Raw genomic sequence first — 16,061 nt, forward strand, 5'->3', positions numbered from 1 at the left:
CCAAGCTTACGACGAGGGTTCGATTCCCTTCACCCGCTCCAGCCGCTCATCTGAAAAGCGCGCACCAGGTCTAGCCTTCCAACGTTGATCCACCGGGACGAGCAGGCACGATCCCGGGCGCTTCCCGGCCGCTAATATAATCGACGCCGCGTTATCCCGCCGCCCGTCAGATAGCGGCCGTTCAGCTTCGCGCCGCTATGCGCGCGGCGATGTTTACGCGTATCCTGATTACCGCCGGCGCGCTGCTGGCTGCCTTCCCCGCCCTCGCCTGGGGCGCCAACGGCCACCGCATCACCGGCGCTATCGCCGAACAGAATCTGAGCGGGCTGGCGAAGGCCAATGTGCAACTGCTGATTGGATCCGAAACCCTGGCGGAGGCTGCGACATGGCCGGACGACATGAAGTCGGATCCCGCGCCGTTCTGGCAGAAGACGGCCAGCCCGTGGCACTATGTCACCGTCGCCCATGGCGACGCCTACAAGGCGAGCATGGCGCCACCCGAAGGCGACGCGATTACCGCGCTCGGCGCGTTCACCGCAACGCTGCAGGATCCGGCGGCGTCGATCGAGGACAAGCGCACCGCGCTGCGCTTTGTCGTTCACATCATCGGCGACCTGCATCAGCCGCTTCATGTCGGTCGCGGTAACGATCGCGGCGGCAACGATACGCCGGTGGCCTTCTTCAACCGACCGACCAACCTGCACTCGCTTTGGGACTCTGGCCTGATCGAACAGAAGCAGCTGTCCTTCTCGGAATATGCGAGCTTCCTCTCGCGCGCGATCACCCCAGAGGATGTCATTGCCTGGAGCGATCCGCGCCCGGACACCTGGATGACCGAAAGCGTGAAGCTGCGTGAGCAGATCTACCCGCAGGACCCCAAACTCTCCTGGTCGTACGCCTACCAGCATCGTTCGGCACTCGACGGCCGCCTCAAGCAAGCGGGCATACGCATCGCAAGCTACCTGAACTGGCTGTTCTCGCCGGGCGCCCCCGACAAGTCGCAGCATTCATCATCGACGATCGCGGAATAGCTGCATCGGATCAGCCGCCGAGCGGGCCATACGTTAATCGAGGTTTGCGCTTGCGCTCCCACTCGCGGATGGTGGGTCGTGTCGCCCCAACAACGAAGGCTCTTCGATGCTCCACGCCCTTCACCCGCTCGCGCAACAAGCAGCCACGCTGCTGACCCAGCGACGCCAGACGATTGCGGTCGCTGATGGTGCAACCGGCGGGTTGATCCTGGCAGGGCTGCTAACGGTACCGGGCGCGACGCGCTTCTGCCGCGGCGGGGGCGTCATATATTCGCTGAAGGGGCGCGACATCCTGCTCGGCCTGCCGCGTGAAGCGCTGACCGGCATGGAGTCCGTCACCGAAGCCTATGCGCTTCTCCAGGCGCGAGGCATCCGCGACCGTTTCGGTGCCAACTGGGGCATCGCCGAAACCGGCTCCGCCGGCCCCGATCAGCATCCACGCGGTGCGCCGACGGGCCGCAGCTGCATCGCAGTGGTGGGGCCGGACGTCGCGCGGGCAATCACGGTCGACACCGGATCGCCCGACCGCATCGCCAACATGGAGGCGTTTGCCCGGACCGCCCTCACCTTCCTCGTTGACACGCTGAAGGCCGCACCCGCCCCAACGCCCGTCTGACGGTGCCCGCGACGCCGCTACCAGTCTCAGCCGTCGCGGCAGGCCAGCGCGCGTTCAAACACCGCCTCGAACATCGGTGCCGTCAGGCGTCCGGTGTTCTGGTTGTAGCGCGAGCAATGATAGCTATCGATCAGCAGCCGTCCGTCCGGCATGCGATGTTCCGCCAGATGGCCGAACTTCGCCTTCGGCAGCCGCCCGCCCAGCGCCTTCACCGTCGATTGATGCGCGATTTGCCCCAGCGCGACGAACACCTTCGCCTTTGGCAAAGCGGCGATCGGTGCTTCCAGGAACGGGCGGCAGGTGCGGATTTCCTCCGGCGTCGGCTTGTTCTCGGGCGGCAGGCAGCGGACGGCATTGACCAGCATCGCCCCGCGAAGCTGCAGGCCGTCATCAAGTCGCGCCTCGAACGTCCCTTCGCTCAACCCGTATTTGGCGAGCGTTGCGTACAGCAACTCGCCCGCATAATCGCCGGTGAAGGGGCGACCGGTGCGGTTCGCGCCATGCTTCCCCGGCGCCAACCCGACGATCACCAGCCACGCATCGGGGTCGCCGAACGCTGGCACCGGCGCATTCCACCAACCCGGGTATTCGCTGCGCAGCGCGTCGCGGAAGGCGGCGAGGCGTGGGCACAGCGGGCAATCGTGCGGCGGTTCGGTGGCTGGCAAGGCAGAGGGTGCGTGATCCATCGCCGTCCGATAGGCGCAGTGGCATGACGCGCTCAACCTATGTCGTGGGAATCGGCTCAAACCGGCGCGGGCGACATGGCTCCCCTACCGCGGAGGTTGCCGCCGCGCTGGCCGCGCTTCCCGGCCGCCTCGTCGTATTTGCCCCGATCATCGTCACTGCGCCGCTCGGCCCCTCGATCAGGCGCTTTGCCAACACGGTCGCCGTGATCGAGAGCGATTGCGCGCCCGGCGACCTCCTCCGCCGCCTTAAGGCGATCGAGCGGGCCTTCGGTCGCCGGCGTGGACAACGCTGGGGCGCGCGGGTGATCGATCTCGACATCCTGTTGTGGAGCGGGGGCAGCTGGGCAGAACCAGGCCTCATCATCCCGCACGCCGCGCTTCGCACCCGCGATTTCGTTCTGGGCCCGCTGGTGCGGATCGTGCCCGGCTGGCGCGATCCGATCAGCGGTTTGACCATGCGACAGCTCAATGCCCGGTTGACCAGCCGCCGCGCTCTGCCTAGGCGCAGCGGCGCTGGTGCGGGTCCGTAGCTCAGTCGGTAGAGCAAGCGACTTTTAATCGAGAGGTCCCGGGTTCGAGCCCCGGCGGACCCACCAGCATCCCCCTCGATCCGCCGCTGCGGCGCGATAACATTGTCACAACGGCGCTTTAAGTGACACGGGCCATTCCAGGCGTGCTGCCGCGACGCTCCAGCGATCACCGCCGTAGCTGCCAGGCGCCGCCTAGGGGCGGTCGTCGTTCATGATGTGATTGCCGTCGATCGCGTAGGTCGAGAAGTGCTCGGCCTCGGTGTCCATGTAGAAGCCGTAGAGCCGCTTCCACCTGATCACGGCCAGCGCCGCGTTCAGCGCGTTCAGCTCGACCACCTGGATGTTGGTCTCGTAAGGGTCGGCGGTCCGGTCGGCGGCCAGGGGGATCCGGCGCCTGTCCCAAACATGATCCCGCATCGGCGGCGTGCTCGTGGTCACCCGCACGATGCCGGTCAGTCCGCCATCCGCCGCCTGCAGTCCCATGCCGACGTCGATGAAGCTGACGCCGCGATCCTCCAGCCGTTCGATCATGGGGCGCTTGATCGCCGGCTCGTCCAGGCAGAGGAAGACGAAGTCCATCCGATCGAGCAGCGACAGCGTCGCGGGCCCCATCCTCATCCGATGGGGGACGATGCCTCGATGAAGCCGCGAATAGATCCTATCGAAGTGATCGACCTTGGCGCGCCGCTCCGCGAACTCTTCGAGCGCGACAGCGCCGGGGGCCCTGAAGGCGTTGTGTTGCAGGAACTGGTCGTCGTCGAACAGGTGGATGCGGCTGACCGGCGTCTTGCTGACGAAGTCGAGCACATAGCCGCCGGTGCCGCCCAGGCCCACGATCCCGACGGTCTGACCGGAAATGCGCTCGGACAGCCTGCCGATCCCGCTGCGCGGGGTGGCTGTGTCCACATAGTGGAACGGCGATTCGCCGGCACCGGCGGCTACGATCCTGCCGGTGCGGGCCGTGGCGGTGGGATCGAGCGCTGCCGCATGAGCCGATATCTGATCCACGAACGTGACCATCTTTTCGTAATAGTCGACGAACTCGCGCCCGATCGGCCTGCTGCACAGCCAATGATCGACGACCAGGCCGCCGCCGAGATCGCGTCGCTGATGCTGGGCATGAACCATGTTGACGAGGGGGCGGCCCTGACGGTCGCAGGGAAGGGCCCCCACGAACCAGACCTGATGGTCGCGTGGCGCGACCGTGCGGTCACCGGCGAGATCGAGGCGCGACACGAGCTGACCTCGGCGAACCCGCCGATGACGATCGACGTAAGGAACGTCGCGCACGACCAGGAAGCCCGCGATGATGGCCACGTCGTAGCCATCGTCGACAAGGCGCCTGAGGTCCGGGCTACGACTTGTTCGTGGCGCTGACATTGAACACCTCGCCGCGGCGGACCTTGATCGCATCCTGCGACAGCAGCGAGCCCTCGGGACGCTCGGGCGGCCCGCGGCGGTAGGTGACCGTCAGCGCCCGACTTGAGGCGCTGGCGAGGTCGGTCCCGGGAAAGGCCATGCCGACGAGATCCTCGAACGTGACCTCCGGGCGTTCCAGCAGCACCTGCCGCCCGTTGATGACCACCGGCACGGACGAGCGTTCCGGCACCGCGTCGCGCGCATCGATCTGCGGCGGCCAAGGCGTGGTGAGATCGACGACCGACCCGCGGCGCAGCGGCTCGGGATCGCCGTTCATATAAAGGTCGACGTCCTCGCCGATGCCGCCGATCGCGCGGATCTCGCTCTCCGTGATCGCAGGCCCGCCCCAGTCCCAGACCAGGCCTGCCACACGCAGATGATGAACCGTCGAGCCGCGGAAGGTCCGGAAGGCTGGACGGGCGTCGGGCGCCAGCTCGAGGTGCCAGTCCTGCGCGACGTGAGCGGCGCGGCCGCCATCGATGCGTACGACGATCCCCTCACCACCAATTCCCGACTGCTCGAGCACCTCGCTCATCGCGATGGTGGCTGCGGTGACGGAAACCACCTTGCCGTCGATCTCGATCGAGGATCCTTCATCCTGATTCATCTTCTTCTCCTTCTCTTGATCATCCGAGTTGGGTTTCGAGCCACTGCCGCGCGGCGGCGTAGGTGCGGGCCGTCGAGCTCGCGCCCTGCAGACGCGCAAGGTAAGCGATGCCTTCCTCGGCGCGCGGACCGACGCGGTCGATCACGCCGAGGTCGACGGCCGCCTCGGCCAGGATCTCGGCGAGATGCAGCGGCACATCGCGGCCGACGGGAAATCGAAGCTCCACGGGTCGGAGCAGACGCAGGAGATGCGCGGTCAGCGCCTCCGGCTCTTGACCCTGGATCATCCAGTTCACGTGCCGCAGGTCGACGGTCGCACCGCACGCATAGTCCACCCAGCGGCCGGCGGTCTCGGGATCGATCATGCGCGCGAGCTCGGCCTGGCCGGCGGCATCGAGCGCTTCGACGCCGTAGACGCTGACGACCGGGTTGGCGCATCGCGAGACCGCCATTGCGAGCACGGGAGCGGACGGCAGCACGAGATCCGGTCCGCAGCCGCTCGGCCGCAGCTGCTCCATGCCCAGAGGACCGCCCACCGCCACTCCGACGTGCGGCAGACCCGCCAGGTCGGCGATCCGCCGCGCCACGTGCGTGCGCCCGACGCCTGCGGGGCCGCGAAGCAGCAGCGGCGGGAGGGCGAACCAACCGCCCTCGGTCCCGGCGAAGCGGGCGAGACCGCACCCGACGGCCGCACGCAACTCCTCCTGCCAGCCGAAGCCGAGATCGAACGTGAGCCGCTCGCGGTCTCGGCCCGAACCGCCGCGCAGCTCGAGCGCCGTGCTCAGTCCCAGTGGCGACGGCTCCCCGGCGAAGCTCTCCGCGATCACCGCGGACGCACCGGCCGAGACTTTCGAGGCGATTGCCGGAGGACGGTCGCGCCCAGGATCGTGATTCGTGCCGACCATGTTCATTCCCCCCTCCAGAACCGGAGCGGGCGGCGACCGCCGGAGGCCAGGCCGCGGCGCTTCACGTCGGCTTCGGTCTCGCGCATGCCGGCGATGATGACGCGCTCGAGCGCGACCGGCCCTTCGGTCTCGACGATGCCCCGGAAGTCGCGGAAGCGGGGCTTCTGCCAGCGCAACCAGTCCAGCACCCGCTCGCGCTCCCACTTCTCGGAGAAGCGCATGACGAAGAACGGCTGGTCCTCGTCACCGCTCTCCAGGGACAGGCCGGGCCGCTTGTTCTTCGGGTCGAGCACGAACAGCTCGACCCGCTCGTGCAGCCTGCAACGCTCCTCCGCCTTCAGGCGAGCCGTCGCCTCCGCGATGGCGGCCTGCTCTGCGTCGCGTTCCGCACCATCGATCACGACCGACGTGACGGCGTGCTCGCCGAACAGGCAGGCCAACCTCGCCCAAAGTGCCCACTGATCCGGCCGCGCGGCCATCCAGTCGAACACGCACCGTGCCCGCTCGGGCCCGACCTCGCCGCTCCACACGGCATCGCGCCTGCCCGCCTCGCCGGGCACGGCGCGCACGAGCAGCACCGCGCCGCTCTCCGCGTCGAGTGCGGGCCAGCAGCCCTCGCCGGCATCGGGCGCCTCCGTCAGCACGTGGCTGCGATCGGCGGCCCGGTGGCCGCGGCGATGGTCGGCGGTGGTCACAGGAATCTCGTCGTGGGCGAGATCTCCTCGAACGTCGGGCCCAGCGCCCTCGCCGAGGACGAATAGACGTTGGCCGCCAGCCAGAACTCTTCGCGCACGCGCTCGTCGTCCGTGACCTCCGTCCACCAGGTCTTGCGCGCAGGGTCCCAGCGATAACCACGCGAGCGCAGCAGATCCTTAACCGAGAAGTCGGCACCGACCGCCCGCACCACCCAGCTCGGCCTCGCCGAACGCTCGAGCAGATCCGCCAAGGCCGTCCGCCCGTCCTCGAACGGGTGGCGCAGCAGCTGGATCACGGCGTCCACGTCGGCACCCGCGCGGTGGCCGTCGTGGAACCAGCCCGCCTGACACAGGAGGAAGCCGAGGCTGCGCCCGTCGAAGCCGCGCCCCCGCCAGTCGATCTGCTCCATCGAGCACGCCCATGCGAGACCCTGCGCACCGTCCAGCCGCCGCTCGACCCAGCGGCGGTCGAACCGGCTGTGGTGGGCGATCACGACGGTCGCGGACCGCAACAGGCGCGTCGCGGCCTCGTCATCGATGAACCGGCCGGCGACGTCCTCGTCGCGCAGCCCCGTGAGCGCGGCGATCTCCGGCGGAATCGGCTTGCCCGGATCCTCGGTCCATTCGTAGGGCCGGTCGATGTGGGTGATGACGCCCTCATCGTCATAGCGGAACCGGCGAGCGGCGAGCTCGATGATGGCGTCGCGCTCGAAGTCCAGGCCGGTGGTCTCGACGTCGAGCACCAGCCCAACATGCGGGCCCTTGCCTGCGCCCTCACCGGTCGGGCCCTCCTGCACGTCGAGCCTGTGCAGGATGCGGACGGACGAATCGCCGCCTTCCGCGGGCGCGACTTCGCACCCGACGTTCGAGAACGACATGGTTGCCTCCGTATTCGATTGTGGTGTCGGTCGTCTGGTGCGCTCGCCCGGGATCAGGACGGCAGGCGCTGCTCCACCGTGATGTCGAGACCGGCGAGCATGGCGGGGCGGCGCCGGCGGCCGGCGGCGATCAGCGTGTCGACGACGGCGGGCGGCACCATGCCCATCGTCGCGGGGCAGTCTGGGTCGAAGCCGACCCGGATCTCGGCCTGTCCCGCCGCCGCCGAGCCGAACCGCGCGCGGATGCGCTCGCGAACGACGGCCGCCGACGGCGCGACCGACGCGTGGAAGGCGTGGAGCAGCTCGCCGCCCCGGGCGATCACGACGACCGCACTGTAGAGGCGCAGCCGGCGACTACCGGGCGGACCGCTCGCGATCCCTCCACGCTCCCCGCCGAGCCACGGGCCGCCGAGGTCGTCGTCGCCCGGGCTGTCAGCGAGCAGGGCGTCGATGCGAGCCGGCGCGGCGTCCAGCCCGATGGAGAGCCCGTGCAGCAGGACCGCGCGCATGCAGTCGTCGCGCTCGAGACAGGCCTCGATCGCCGCGGCTCCGCGGAACAGCCGGCGCGGGGCGAGCATCCAGGCCACGGGATCGTGGGCGATCCCCTCACGCTGGAAACGGGCGCCCGCCTCGGCGGCGACGAGAGCGAGACGGGTCAGCCCCCGCCGCGAGGTGGCGACGATGCCGTCGTTAGGCTCGTCCGCATCCAGGGGATCCTGGTAGTCGATGTCGCTGGTCGGATAATCGACCCGCATGGCGCCATGATCCGCGCCCAGAGTGATGGCGTTCATAGCCCTACTCCCAGTCGCCGGTGGTTCTGACGCTCACTCGCCCGGCCTTGGCGACGGATGGCCGGACGGCGACGATATGGATCCGTCGCTTCCTATTTCAACCTTTCTAGGAACAACGAAATATATTTTGATGGTTAACGCTCGTTTCACGAGTGTGGCCACGCCGGAACGGCTTGCGGAGGCTGTCGCTTCGACTATTCTAGAGGGGTGGAAAAGATGAAAGCGATCGAGGTGATGAGCGCGCTCGCGCAGCCGACCCGTCTGGAGGTCTTCACCCAGCTCGCCCGCGCGCGGCCGGACGGCTTATCCCCTGGCCAGCTTGCCGAACGCATCGGCACGCCGGCGAGCACCATGTCGGTGCACCTGACCATCCTGTCCCGCGCCGGCCTGATCTCATCGACCAAGAAGGGGCGCAGCATCATCTACAAGGCGGAACCCGACGCGATCCGCGATCTGGCATTGTTCCTCATGCATGACTGCTGCCTCGGCTGCGCCGACGTGAGCGAACCCGATCCCAGCAGCATGGACTGCTGCTGCGGGGAGCGGGTCCGTTCGCGCCTGGGCGACAAGTCGATCGGCTAGAGACAATGATCGCTGGGTCAACCGAGGCATCAAAGCCGCCGGCGACCACCCGCCGTAAGCTCAGGCGTTAAGCAGAAAGGGCATGCTCCGGAGCAAGGGCGCCTCCACTCTGCGATGTCGGCCAGGTTGGTTTTCGGACAGTTCCGGGCTCGCCGTCCGCGGTGCAGGATCTTCGTGAAGCCATTCGTCGCCGCCCCATACGCCGGTGACGTGCCACATCTCGTAATAGTAGAGCCATTCCGCCGCCCAGGGGACGATCGAGTCCGCCAGCAACATCCAGTCGTTCCAGTCGCGGCTCCGCGGATGGAAGAGGCAGAGTTCGGCACCACGCGGATTGTCGTGGCCGCCATAGAGGTGCGGCACCGGCTCATGCGGCGCCTCATCGCGGCGCGACAAGGGGGACAATACGCGAACGCTGGGCCACCGACTGACGAACGCGAACCGGCCATCGTCGGCGCCGCGATGATCAACTATTCGGACGAAATAGGCCTCCGAAACCGGACGCAGCTCGCCCTCCCAGATCGTCACCCAGGGAAGATCGAGCACCGGGCGCAAACCTGGGAACTTATCGGCCATCGCCTTCGCCTGCATCCCGGACAGCACTTCCGCGAACCTCGGACGCCAATTTGTTGAGCCGGCCGTGTAAAGCGGCTCAGACCAACAAACGCCCGGGTTCCGGATCACCGCGCGGGTTCGCCGTAGAAGCGATGCGTCGGCGCCGCGACGCTTCCGGCGGGAACCGCCCCGGCGAAGCTCACCGCACCTGTCTTTCCGGCGGCGAACTGGCCCGACCGGCTCTGCGCGGCGGCTCGGTCCAGTGCCTGCTGGAAGCCACCGCGCGCCGCATTCTCGCCGAACAGGTCCTTTAGGATATCGAGCTTGCGCACCTGAGTGCCGTCGGCACGCGCAAGCTCGTCGAGCCGCTCGGCTAGAAAGACGAGGTCGGCGGCGAAACGATGGTTGGATCCGCTCTTCCTCGGCCAACGGTCGGACAGCACGTCGTCGCGGCACGCGGGGTTCTCCACCCGAAGGTTCGCGACCGATACCTCGCGGGCGACATGCAATGCGGTAGAGCGCAGGTCCGTAACGAGGCCGGTGCCCTGCGGGGCCTGAGCGGCGAGGCAGGACAGCAACACGGACGGACAGCGGTCGTAGCCCCCGCGATCGCAGCGGATGTCGCGGAAGCGCTTGAGCAGCTGGATGGCGAGCAGCCGGTCGGGTTTGTGTTCGGCCGGGGTCTGCTCCGGCACCGGCACCACCTGAGCCCGGGTGGCGCGGGTAGCGATCACGCTGCGCGGGCGCACGCGCCCGTCGAACCAGCGGGCGAAGCCCTCCGGGTTCGCCAGCGCATGGTCGGGACGCTGCGGGTGTCGATCGAAGATCGTTATCACACGCGGATCCCTGAACGGCACCAGCACCGCCGGCGTCACGTCCAGGTGCATGTTGGCGTAGCCGAGCGTCACGCAGCGCTTCTTGATCTCGCAGGTGGTGAACTTCAGCCGACCCTTGCCCTGTTCAAGCGACCGCGCGACGAGGCGCAACACCGCCTCTGGATCCGACTGCGGATCGAGCGCCAGCTCGAGGAGCAGGTCGATGTCGTAATCCTCTCGATCGTCATAGGCCGAGATCGTCGATCCCATGCGGAACGAACCCTGCGGATAGATCACAGGGCTGTAGGCCGGGAAGCCGCTCTCGTGCTCGTCGAGATAGCGGCTGACCGCGTCGAAGTGCCCCACTGCCTCCTTGTAGGCAGTGGGCGTGAGTTGGATCCGCCGGGCCACGTCGGCGAGCAGATCGTCATAGTATCGGTCGACGGGCGTCGAATGCAGCATCTCAGTTCCTCTCGTCGATGTTGGACGGGACGAACGGCTCCCGCGTGCCGATAAAGAAGCATTTCTCGAGGATCGGCAGCTGCGCCCGAGCGCTGGCTCGTCCCATCTGCACCAACGTCTCGACCTTGGATGCATCGTCCAGCGAGACGAAGCCGGGCTCGACCATGGGGTTGATGCGGTGAAGGTGCGGATTGGTATGCGGATGGCCGAGCAGCAGCTTGGCCGTCGCCTGACTGAACCGATCCTGCCCTTGGAACATCAACTCCAGCAGCCACTTCACATCCTTCATGCCGACCACCTCCTTGACCGGATGGAGGGTGTCGGTGCAGCCGAGCGACAGCATACGGACCTGGTCCATCTGCCAGCACAGGATGCTGGCCGCCTCGATGGCCGCCGAACCCATGGGGTTGTTTGCCCAGATGCCGCCGTCGAGCAGGTGCGAAGCACCCTCAAAGCTGTGCGCCGGAAGGAATGAAGGTGCAGCGGCGGTGGCGAGTGCGGCATCGACCGCGAGCCGCTCGTGATCGACTCGGAAGCGCTCGTGATGCGCCGTCTTGAAGACGTAAGGGCCGCCATGGGCGGAGTCATAGGCGGGGATCACCAGCCGCGTCGTGCTATCGCGGATCCGGCGGGTGCCGAACACCTCCTCGAGTGCCCTGCGCAGCTCCGCGGCTTCATACTTGACGGTGCCGACGTGGCGCGCGGTGCGCCGGAGGCCACGCCACTTCGCTCGCAGACCTGCGAGCGGTCCACGCAGTGGCGCCTGGTCGAAGATCGTCGGCCCCCGCTCCACGTAGAAGCGGCAAATCTCAGCCGCGCTGAGTCCCAGTCCAAGTCCAAGCGCGATGATGCCGCCAGTGGATGTGCCGGCGATGAGGTCGAACTGATCGACGACGCGCTTGCCGGTTAGGCGCTCCATCTCGGCGAGGAAGGCAGCAGGGAGCGCACCCTTGAGGCCACCGCCGTCGATCGCGAGGATCCGCCGCGGAAGGTCCGCTGCACTCCTTTTCACCGCGTCCGACTCGTCGACCATCATCAGCCCTTTCCTACATGGTGTAAGATATAGTGAACGAGAAACGTCTTGTAAACCAGCGCGCACGTAGCGTAAGATTCATCAGACGGCGCCGGTTGGTGCCGGGGAGGTATGAGCTTGTCACTTGCCACGAAGCTGAAGGAGCTGCGCACGCGTAGCCGGCAATCGCTTCAGCAGGTCGCCGACGGAGTTGGCGTGTCCAAGGCGCACATCTGGGAGCTCGAGACGGGCAAGAGCCGCAATCCCGGGATCGAGCTGGTGCGAAAACTCGCCGAGCACTTCTCGGTCACCATCGCCTATCTGACCGATGATGCCGAGGCCGAGGAACGCGATCCGGCGGCTCTCCAGTTCTTCCGCGAGTTCGGCGGTGACCTGTCGACACGGGATTGGGAGACGCTCCGAACCGTCGCGGCGAGCCTCAAGGACCGGTGATGGTCAACGAGGCGCTGCTGATGGATCTCGCCGATTGCGGATCCCCCGAGCGCCTCCTCGCGGTCATCCTTGACCACCATCGCGACTGGAGGCCGCCAGTGGATGTCGAGACGTTCGCGCTCAGCGTCGGTATCCTCGAATTCCGCGACTTGGAAGTCGACGGGTTCGTAGGCGCGCTGATGACGGACCTCGAGAAGACGAAGGGCATCATCCTGTCCGCCGTCGGGATGGCCGCGCCCAGACGCCGATTCACGATCGCCCACGAGCTAGGGCACTTCCTGATCGCCGCCCACCGGGGCGACAAGCGCTGCACGGCCAGGGATCTGATGGAGCGCGGACGCGAGACGCTCCACCAGAAGGAGGAGGCGCAGGCGAACCGCTTCGCGGCCGGCCTGCTGATGCCCAAGCCTTGGTTTGCAGCGCAAACGGACGGCATGGGTTCACCCGACGTTGGCCATCTGCGCCCGCTCGCCACGACCTACGACGTCAGCTTGGAGGCGGCAGCGAACCGCTATGCGGAGCTTTCCGGTGAGACGTGCGCGTTCGTCTTCGTCCGCAACGGGCGCGTGCGGTATGCGCGTCCTTCCCGCTCGTTTCCATCGCTCGTCCTGCGTGCAGGCGATGTTGCGCCGACATCATCGTCGACGCGCTTCGGCGGTGGTTCATGGGACCGCGCCGATCCCTCGGACTGGATCCGGCCGGAACGCAGTCGAGCACCCGATCTGCGCATGCAGGTTCTGGACCAGGCTAACGGCTTCCAGACCGTGCTGCTCCACATCGACGCGGACGACGAGGAGGAGGCCGAGGAGCAGGACGATCTCGCGCAAAGCTACCGTGCCCGTTTCCGCTGAATTCGATCCGCTGATGGATTAGCACCAGAGCGTATCGGGCGACGGAAGGATCGGTCAGACCCGATGGATGTTGATCATCAGGATCACATCGGCTATTGCCGATGAATGACCGATGAGATCGCTCTAGCGGCGCTTGCCGCGCTTGCACATCCCACGCGGCTCTCCGCCTTTCGCCTGCTGGTGAGGCACGAGCCCGACGGACTGTCCACGGGCGAGCTCGTCGAGGCAACGGCCCTGACACAGAGCACCTTCTCGACGCATCTCGCGGTCTTGGCGAAGGCGGGACTGGTCCGGGCTGAGAAGCGCGGCCGGCAGCAGATCCAGCGAGCGGAGATCGACACGCTGCGCGCGCTGATGGTCTTCCTCGCCAAGGATTGCTGCCAGGGCCGCGCGGACCTGTGCGAGCCGCTGCTGGCCGAACTCTCCTGCTGCTGACATGAGCCGATACATGCCGACCGACATCGTGATCTACCACAATCCCGAATGCGGGACGTCACGCAACACGCTGGCGATGATCCGCAACGCCGGCATCGAGCCGCACGTCGTCGAGTATCTCAAGACGCCGCCCGCCCGGGCGCTGCTTATCCAGCTGATCGAGCGAGCAGGTCTAACCCCAAGGCAGCTGCTGCGCGAGAAGGGCACGTCATACGGTGAGCTCGGTCTGGGCGACGAAGCCTTGAGCGATGAGGCGCTCGTCGACGCGATGATGGCGAACCCAGTTTTGATCAACCGGCCGCTGGTCGTGACGCCGCTCGGCGTGCGCCTGTGCCGTCCATCCGAGTCCGTGCTCGACATCCTGCCCGGGCCGCAGCGTGGCGCCTTCGCCAAGGAGGACGGCGAACAGGTCGTCGACGCCTCCGGCCAGCGCGTGCGCTGATGGGCACGTTCGAGCGCTACCTGTCGCTCTGGGTGGCGTTGTGCATCATTGCGGGGATCGCGCTGGGACAGGCGATCCCAAAGGTCTTCGCCGCGATCGCTGCCGCCGAGGTGGCGCGCGTCAACCTCGTCGTGGCGGCGCTCGTCTGGCTGATGATCATCCCCATGCTGCTGAAGATCGACTTCGCCGCGCTCGGCTCGGTCCGGCAGCACTGGAAGGGCGTCGGCGTCACGCTATTCGTCAACTGGGCCGTGAAGCCCTTCTCCATGGCCGCGCTCGGGACGATGTTCCTCGGCTGGCTATTCGCGCCGCTGCTGCCGGCGGGGGAGATCCAGTCCTACATAGCGGGCCTTATCCTGCTGGCCGCTGCGCCCTGCACCGCCATGGTGTTCGTCTGGTCGAACCTATGCGACGGCGAGCCGAGCTACACGCTCAGCCAGGTCGCGCTCAACGACGTGCTGATGGTCTTCCTGTTCGCGCCGCTGGTCGCGCTGCTGCTCGGCGTCGCCTCGGTAACCGTGCCCTGGGACACGCTCCTGCTGTCGGTCGCCCTCTACATCGTCGTCCCGGTGATCGTCGCGCAGGGCATCCGCCGGGCCCTGCTCGCCGGCGGCGGCCAGCCGGCGCTAGAAAGGCTGCTGGCAGCGCTCGGCCCCGCCTCGCTCATGGCGCTGCTCGCCACGCTGGTGCTGCTCTTCGGCTTCCAGGGCGAGCAGATCGTGGCGCAGCCCCTCATAATCGCGCTGATCGCCATGCCGATCCTCATACAGGTCTATCTCAACGCAGGCATCGCATACTGGCTGTCCCGGCGGCTCGGCGTGGCGTGGTGCGTCGCCGCTCCGGCCGCGCTGATCGGCGCGTCCAACTTCTTCGAGCTCGCGGTTGCGGCGGCGATCTCGCTGTTCGGCCTCAAGTCCGGTGCAGCCCTGGCGACGGTGGTCGGCGTGCTGGTCGAGGTGCCCGTCATGCTGAGCGTCGTCGCCATCGTCAAGCGCACGCGCTTCTGGTATGAGGGCGCTCCGGCGTGAACCGTACGATCTTCGCCCCACTGGCAGGCGGTGCACGCGACATCCTGAAGCTGGCGCTGGACGCCGCCGGTCTTCCGACCGACGACCTCGACCACCCAGGCCGCGCCTTCTTCGAGCTGTCCGACGACAACGGGCCGATCGGGTTCATCGGCATCGAGGGCGATGGACCGGATCGCCTGCTCCGCTCGCTGGTGGTGCTGCCGAGCCGCAAGCGCCAAGGACATGGTGGGCTTCTCATGGCTCATGCCGAGGCGCTAGCGCGCCGGGAAGGCGTCGAGCGCCTGCACCTGCTTACTACGAGCGTCGCCGGGTTCTTTCGCGGGCGCGGCTATCGCGACGGCGACCGCACGACGGCCCCGGCCGCAATCACCGGCACCGCCCAGTTCTCGTCGCTCTGCCCAGCGAGCGCCTCATATCTCGTCAAGGAACTCGCATGAGCCGCCTCCGCCAGCTGCACGACGTGGACGTCCTGCCGGCGCTCGATCGCGACTTCGTGATCCACCGGCCCGCTGCCGGTCTCGGCGACGACAAACCGCCGCCCCGCATCCTGTTGCTGTATGGCTCGCTCCGTCAGCGGTCGTTCTCGCGCCTGGCGACCGAGGAAGCTGCGCGGCTGCTCCAGCTGTTCGGCGCCGAGACCCGCGTCTTCGATCCGTCGGACCTGCCGCTGCCCGACCAGGTAACCGGTGACGATCATCCGGCCGTCCACGAGCTGCGCGAACACGCGCTGTGGTCCGAGGGCATGGTCTGGTGCAGCCCGGAGCGGCACGGACAGGTGACCGGCATCATGAAGGCGCAGATCGACCATCTCCCGCTCGAGATGAAGGGCATGCGGCCGACCCAGGGCCGCACGCTCGCCGTCATGCAGGTGTCTGGCGGATCGCAGTCGTTCAACGCGGTCAACACGCTGCGGCTGCTCGGCCGGTGGATGCGGATGTTCACGATCCCCAACCAGTCGTCGGTCGCCATGGCCTACAAGGAATTCGACGAGGCCGGGCGCATGAAGCGGTCCAGCTATTACGACCGCATCGTCGACGTGATGGAGGAGCTGGTCCGCATCACGGTGCTGATGCGGCCGCACGCGGCCCAGCTCGTCGACAGGTATTCGGAGCGCAAGGCGGCCGGCCAGAAGGCCGCAGCCGAAGACCCTTCCGCCATCGCGATCAAGGGGAAGGCCTAGGCCAGCGTGGTGGACGCCGACCGCGCCGGAACGAAACCTGGCGGCTTCCGGATCGCCGCCGCCCCTTGACCCTGTAGGGGCTAGAGGGT

Annotated in this window: 21 protein-coding genes and 1 tRNA gene; 12 read left to right on the forward strand and 10 right to left on the reverse strand. The window is 67.4% G+C overall.

What is annotated here, in order from left to right; all coding sequences use genetic code 11:
- Positions 1-209 precede the first annotated feature (209 nt).
- On the forward strand, positions 210-1,031 hold the full coding sequence (locus tag L8F96_RS11710) for a S1/P1 nuclease (RefSeq protein ID WP_334656081.1): 822 nt from the start codon (positions 210-212) through the stop codon (positions 1,029-1,031).
- Between the two features lie 106 nt (positions 1,032-1,137).
- Positions 1,138-1,647: a CinA family protein gene (locus L8F96_RS11715; protein WP_046411398.1), complete on the forward strand. Its 510-nt coding sequence runs from the start codon at positions 1,138-1,140 to the stop codon at positions 1,645-1,647.
- Between the two features lie 26 nt (positions 1,648-1,673).
- On the opposite strand, the gene L8F96_RS11720 is transcribed toward L8F96_RS11715, so the two are convergent.
- Complete coding sequence (locus L8F96_RS11720) at positions 1,674-2,333, reverse strand: uracil-DNA glycosylase (RefSeq protein WP_334656082.1); 660 nt, start codon at positions 2,331-2,333, stop codon at positions 1,674-1,676.
- A 23-nt stretch (positions 2,334-2,356) separates the two neighbouring features.
- Between L8F96_RS11720 and folK the strand changes: the two genes are divergently transcribed.
- The gene (folK, locus tag L8F96_RS11725; protein WP_046411960.1) at positions 2,357-2,863 is read left to right on the forward strand and encodes a 2-amino-4-hydroxy-6-hydroxymethyldihydropteridine diphosphokinase; all 507 of its coding nucleotides are present in this window, start codon (positions 2,357-2,359) and stop codon (positions 2,861-2,863) included.
- Positions 2,854-2,929, forward strand: a tRNA-Lys gene (locus tag L8F96_RS11730). Before folK ends, L8F96_RS11730 begins: the two co-directional genes overlap by 10 nt.
- A gap of 126 nt (positions 2,930-3,055) precedes the next feature.
- On the opposite strand, the gene L8F96_RS11735 is transcribed toward L8F96_RS11730, so the two are convergent.
- From L8F96_RS11735 to L8F96_RS11760, 6 genes are read right to left on the reverse strand one after another with little or no spacing between them, the layout of a single operon-like run.
- The gene (locus tag L8F96_RS11735) at positions 3,056-4,276 is read right to left on the reverse strand and encodes a ThiF family adenylyltransferase (RefSeq protein WP_334656083.1); all 1,221 of its coding nucleotides are present in this window, start codon (positions 4,274-4,276) and stop codon (positions 3,056-3,058) included.
- On the reverse strand, positions 4,218-4,889 hold the full coding sequence (locus L8F96_RS11740) for a multiubiquitin domain-containing protein (RefSeq protein ID WP_334656084.1): 672 nt from the start codon (positions 4,887-4,889) through the stop codon (positions 4,218-4,220). Before L8F96_RS11740 ends, L8F96_RS11735 begins: the two co-directional genes overlap by 59 nt.
- Positions 4,890-4,908: 19 nt before the next feature.
- The gene (locus L8F96_RS11745; RefSeq protein ID WP_334656085.1) at positions 4,909-5,799 is read right to left on the reverse strand and encodes a P-loop NTPase family protein; all 891 of its coding nucleotides are present in this window, start codon (positions 5,797-5,799) and stop codon (positions 4,909-4,911) included.
- A complete protein-coding gene (locus L8F96_RS11750; RefSeq protein ID WP_334656086.1) occupies positions 5,796-6,488 on the reverse strand; it encodes a hypothetical protein in 693 nt (230 codons plus the stop codon). The genes L8F96_RS11745 and L8F96_RS11750 overlap by 4 nt, the downstream gene beginning before the upstream one ends.
- A complete protein-coding gene (locus L8F96_RS11755) occupies positions 6,485-7,366 on the reverse strand; it encodes a 3'-5' exonuclease (RefSeq protein WP_334656087.1) in 882 nt (293 codons plus the stop codon). Before L8F96_RS11755 ends, L8F96_RS11750 begins: the two co-directional genes overlap by 4 nt.
- 53 nt (positions 7,367-7,419) lie before the next feature.
- Positions 7,420-8,157 carry a hypothetical protein gene (locus L8F96_RS11760; RefSeq protein WP_334656088.1) on the reverse strand — a complete coding sequence of 246 codons (738 nt, stop codon included), beginning with the start codon at positions 8,155-8,157 and terminating at the stop codon, positions 7,420-7,422.
- A gap of 234 nt (positions 8,158-8,391) precedes the next feature.
- Here L8F96_RS11760 and L8F96_RS11765 point away from each other — a divergent pair, with 234 nt between their 5' ends.
- Positions 8,392-8,739 carry an ArsR/SmtB family transcription factor gene (locus L8F96_RS11765; protein WP_241212523.1) on the forward strand — a complete coding sequence of 116 codons (348 nt, stop codon included), beginning with the start codon at positions 8,392-8,394 and terminating at the stop codon, positions 8,737-8,739.
- Between the two features lie 60 nt (positions 8,740-8,799).
- On the opposite strand, the gene L8F96_RS11770 is transcribed toward L8F96_RS11765, so the two are convergent.
- The 3 genes from L8F96_RS11770 to L8F96_RS11780 all read right to left on the reverse strand — a co-directional run bounded on the left by L8F96_RS11770 (position 8,800) and on the right by L8F96_RS11780 (position 11,607).
- Complete coding sequence (locus L8F96_RS11770; RefSeq protein WP_296220293.1) at positions 8,800-9,315, reverse strand: type II CBASS E2 protein; 516 nt, start codon at positions 9,313-9,315, stop codon at positions 8,800-8,802.
- Positions 9,316-9,419: 104 nt separating this feature from the next.
- The gene (locus L8F96_RS11775; protein WP_125944763.1) at positions 9,420-10,571 is read right to left on the reverse strand and encodes a nucleotidyltransferase domain-containing protein; all 1,152 of its coding nucleotides are present in this window, start codon (positions 10,569-10,571) and stop codon (positions 9,420-9,422) included.
- A 1-nt stretch (position 10,572) separates the two neighbouring features.
- Complete coding sequence (locus tag L8F96_RS11780; RefSeq protein ID WP_296220289.1) at positions 10,573-11,607, reverse strand: CBASS cGAMP-activated phospholipase; 1,035 nt, start codon at positions 11,605-11,607, stop codon at positions 10,573-10,575.
- A gap of 108 nt (positions 11,608-11,715) precedes the next feature.
- Here L8F96_RS11780 and L8F96_RS11785 point away from each other — a divergent pair, with 108 nt between their 5' ends.
- The 7 genes from L8F96_RS11785 to arsH all read left to right on the forward strand — a co-directional run bounded on the left by L8F96_RS11785 (position 11,716) and on the right by arsH (position 15,972).
- Complete coding sequence (locus L8F96_RS11785) at positions 11,716-12,036, forward strand: helix-turn-helix domain-containing protein (RefSeq protein WP_125944765.1); 321 nt, start codon at positions 11,716-11,718, stop codon at positions 12,034-12,036.
- Positions 12,036-12,887: an ImmA/IrrE family metallo-endopeptidase gene (locus tag L8F96_RS11790; protein ID WP_334656089.1), complete on the forward strand. Its 852-nt coding sequence runs from the start codon at positions 12,036-12,038 to the stop codon at positions 12,885-12,887. The genes L8F96_RS11785 and L8F96_RS11790 overlap by 1 nt, the downstream gene beginning before the upstream one ends.
- A gap of 105 nt (positions 12,888-12,992) precedes the next feature.
- A complete protein-coding gene (locus tag L8F96_RS11795; protein WP_125944767.1) occupies positions 12,993-13,322 on the forward strand; it encodes an ArsR/SmtB family transcription factor in 330 nt (109 codons plus the stop codon).
- 13 nt (positions 13,323-13,335) lie between these two features.
- A complete protein-coding gene (gene arsC, locus L8F96_RS11800) occupies positions 13,336-13,764 on the forward strand; it encodes an arsenate reductase (glutaredoxin) (RefSeq protein WP_296220280.1) in 429 nt (142 codons plus the stop codon).
- Entirely contained in the window at positions 13,764-14,792 is a 1,029-nt protein-coding gene (gene arsB / locus L8F96_RS11805; protein WP_125944769.1) for an ACR3 family arsenite efflux transporter, read from the forward strand. The genes arsC and arsB overlap by 1 nt, the downstream gene beginning before the upstream one ends.
- Positions 14,789-15,229, forward strand: a complete 441-nt coding sequence (arsN2, locus tag L8F96_RS11810; protein ID WP_241212524.1) for an arsenic resistance N-acetyltransferase ArsN2 — start codon at positions 14,789-14,791, stop codon at positions 15,227-15,229. The genes arsB and arsN2 overlap by 4 nt, the downstream gene beginning before the upstream one ends.
- A complete protein-coding gene (gene arsH / locus L8F96_RS11815; RefSeq protein WP_125944770.1) occupies positions 15,226-15,972 on the forward strand; it encodes an arsenical resistance protein ArsH in 747 nt (248 codons plus the stop codon). The genes arsN2 and arsH overlap by 4 nt, the downstream gene beginning before the upstream one ends.
- Positions 15,973-16,061 lie beyond the last annotated feature (89 nt).

Origin of the sequence: Sphingomonas panaciterrae, from assembly GCF_036890205.1 — a bacterium.
Taxonomy (GTDB): domain Bacteria; phylum Pseudomonadota; class Alphaproteobacteria; order Sphingomonadales; family Sphingomonadaceae; genus Sphingomonas; species Sphingomonas panaciterrae.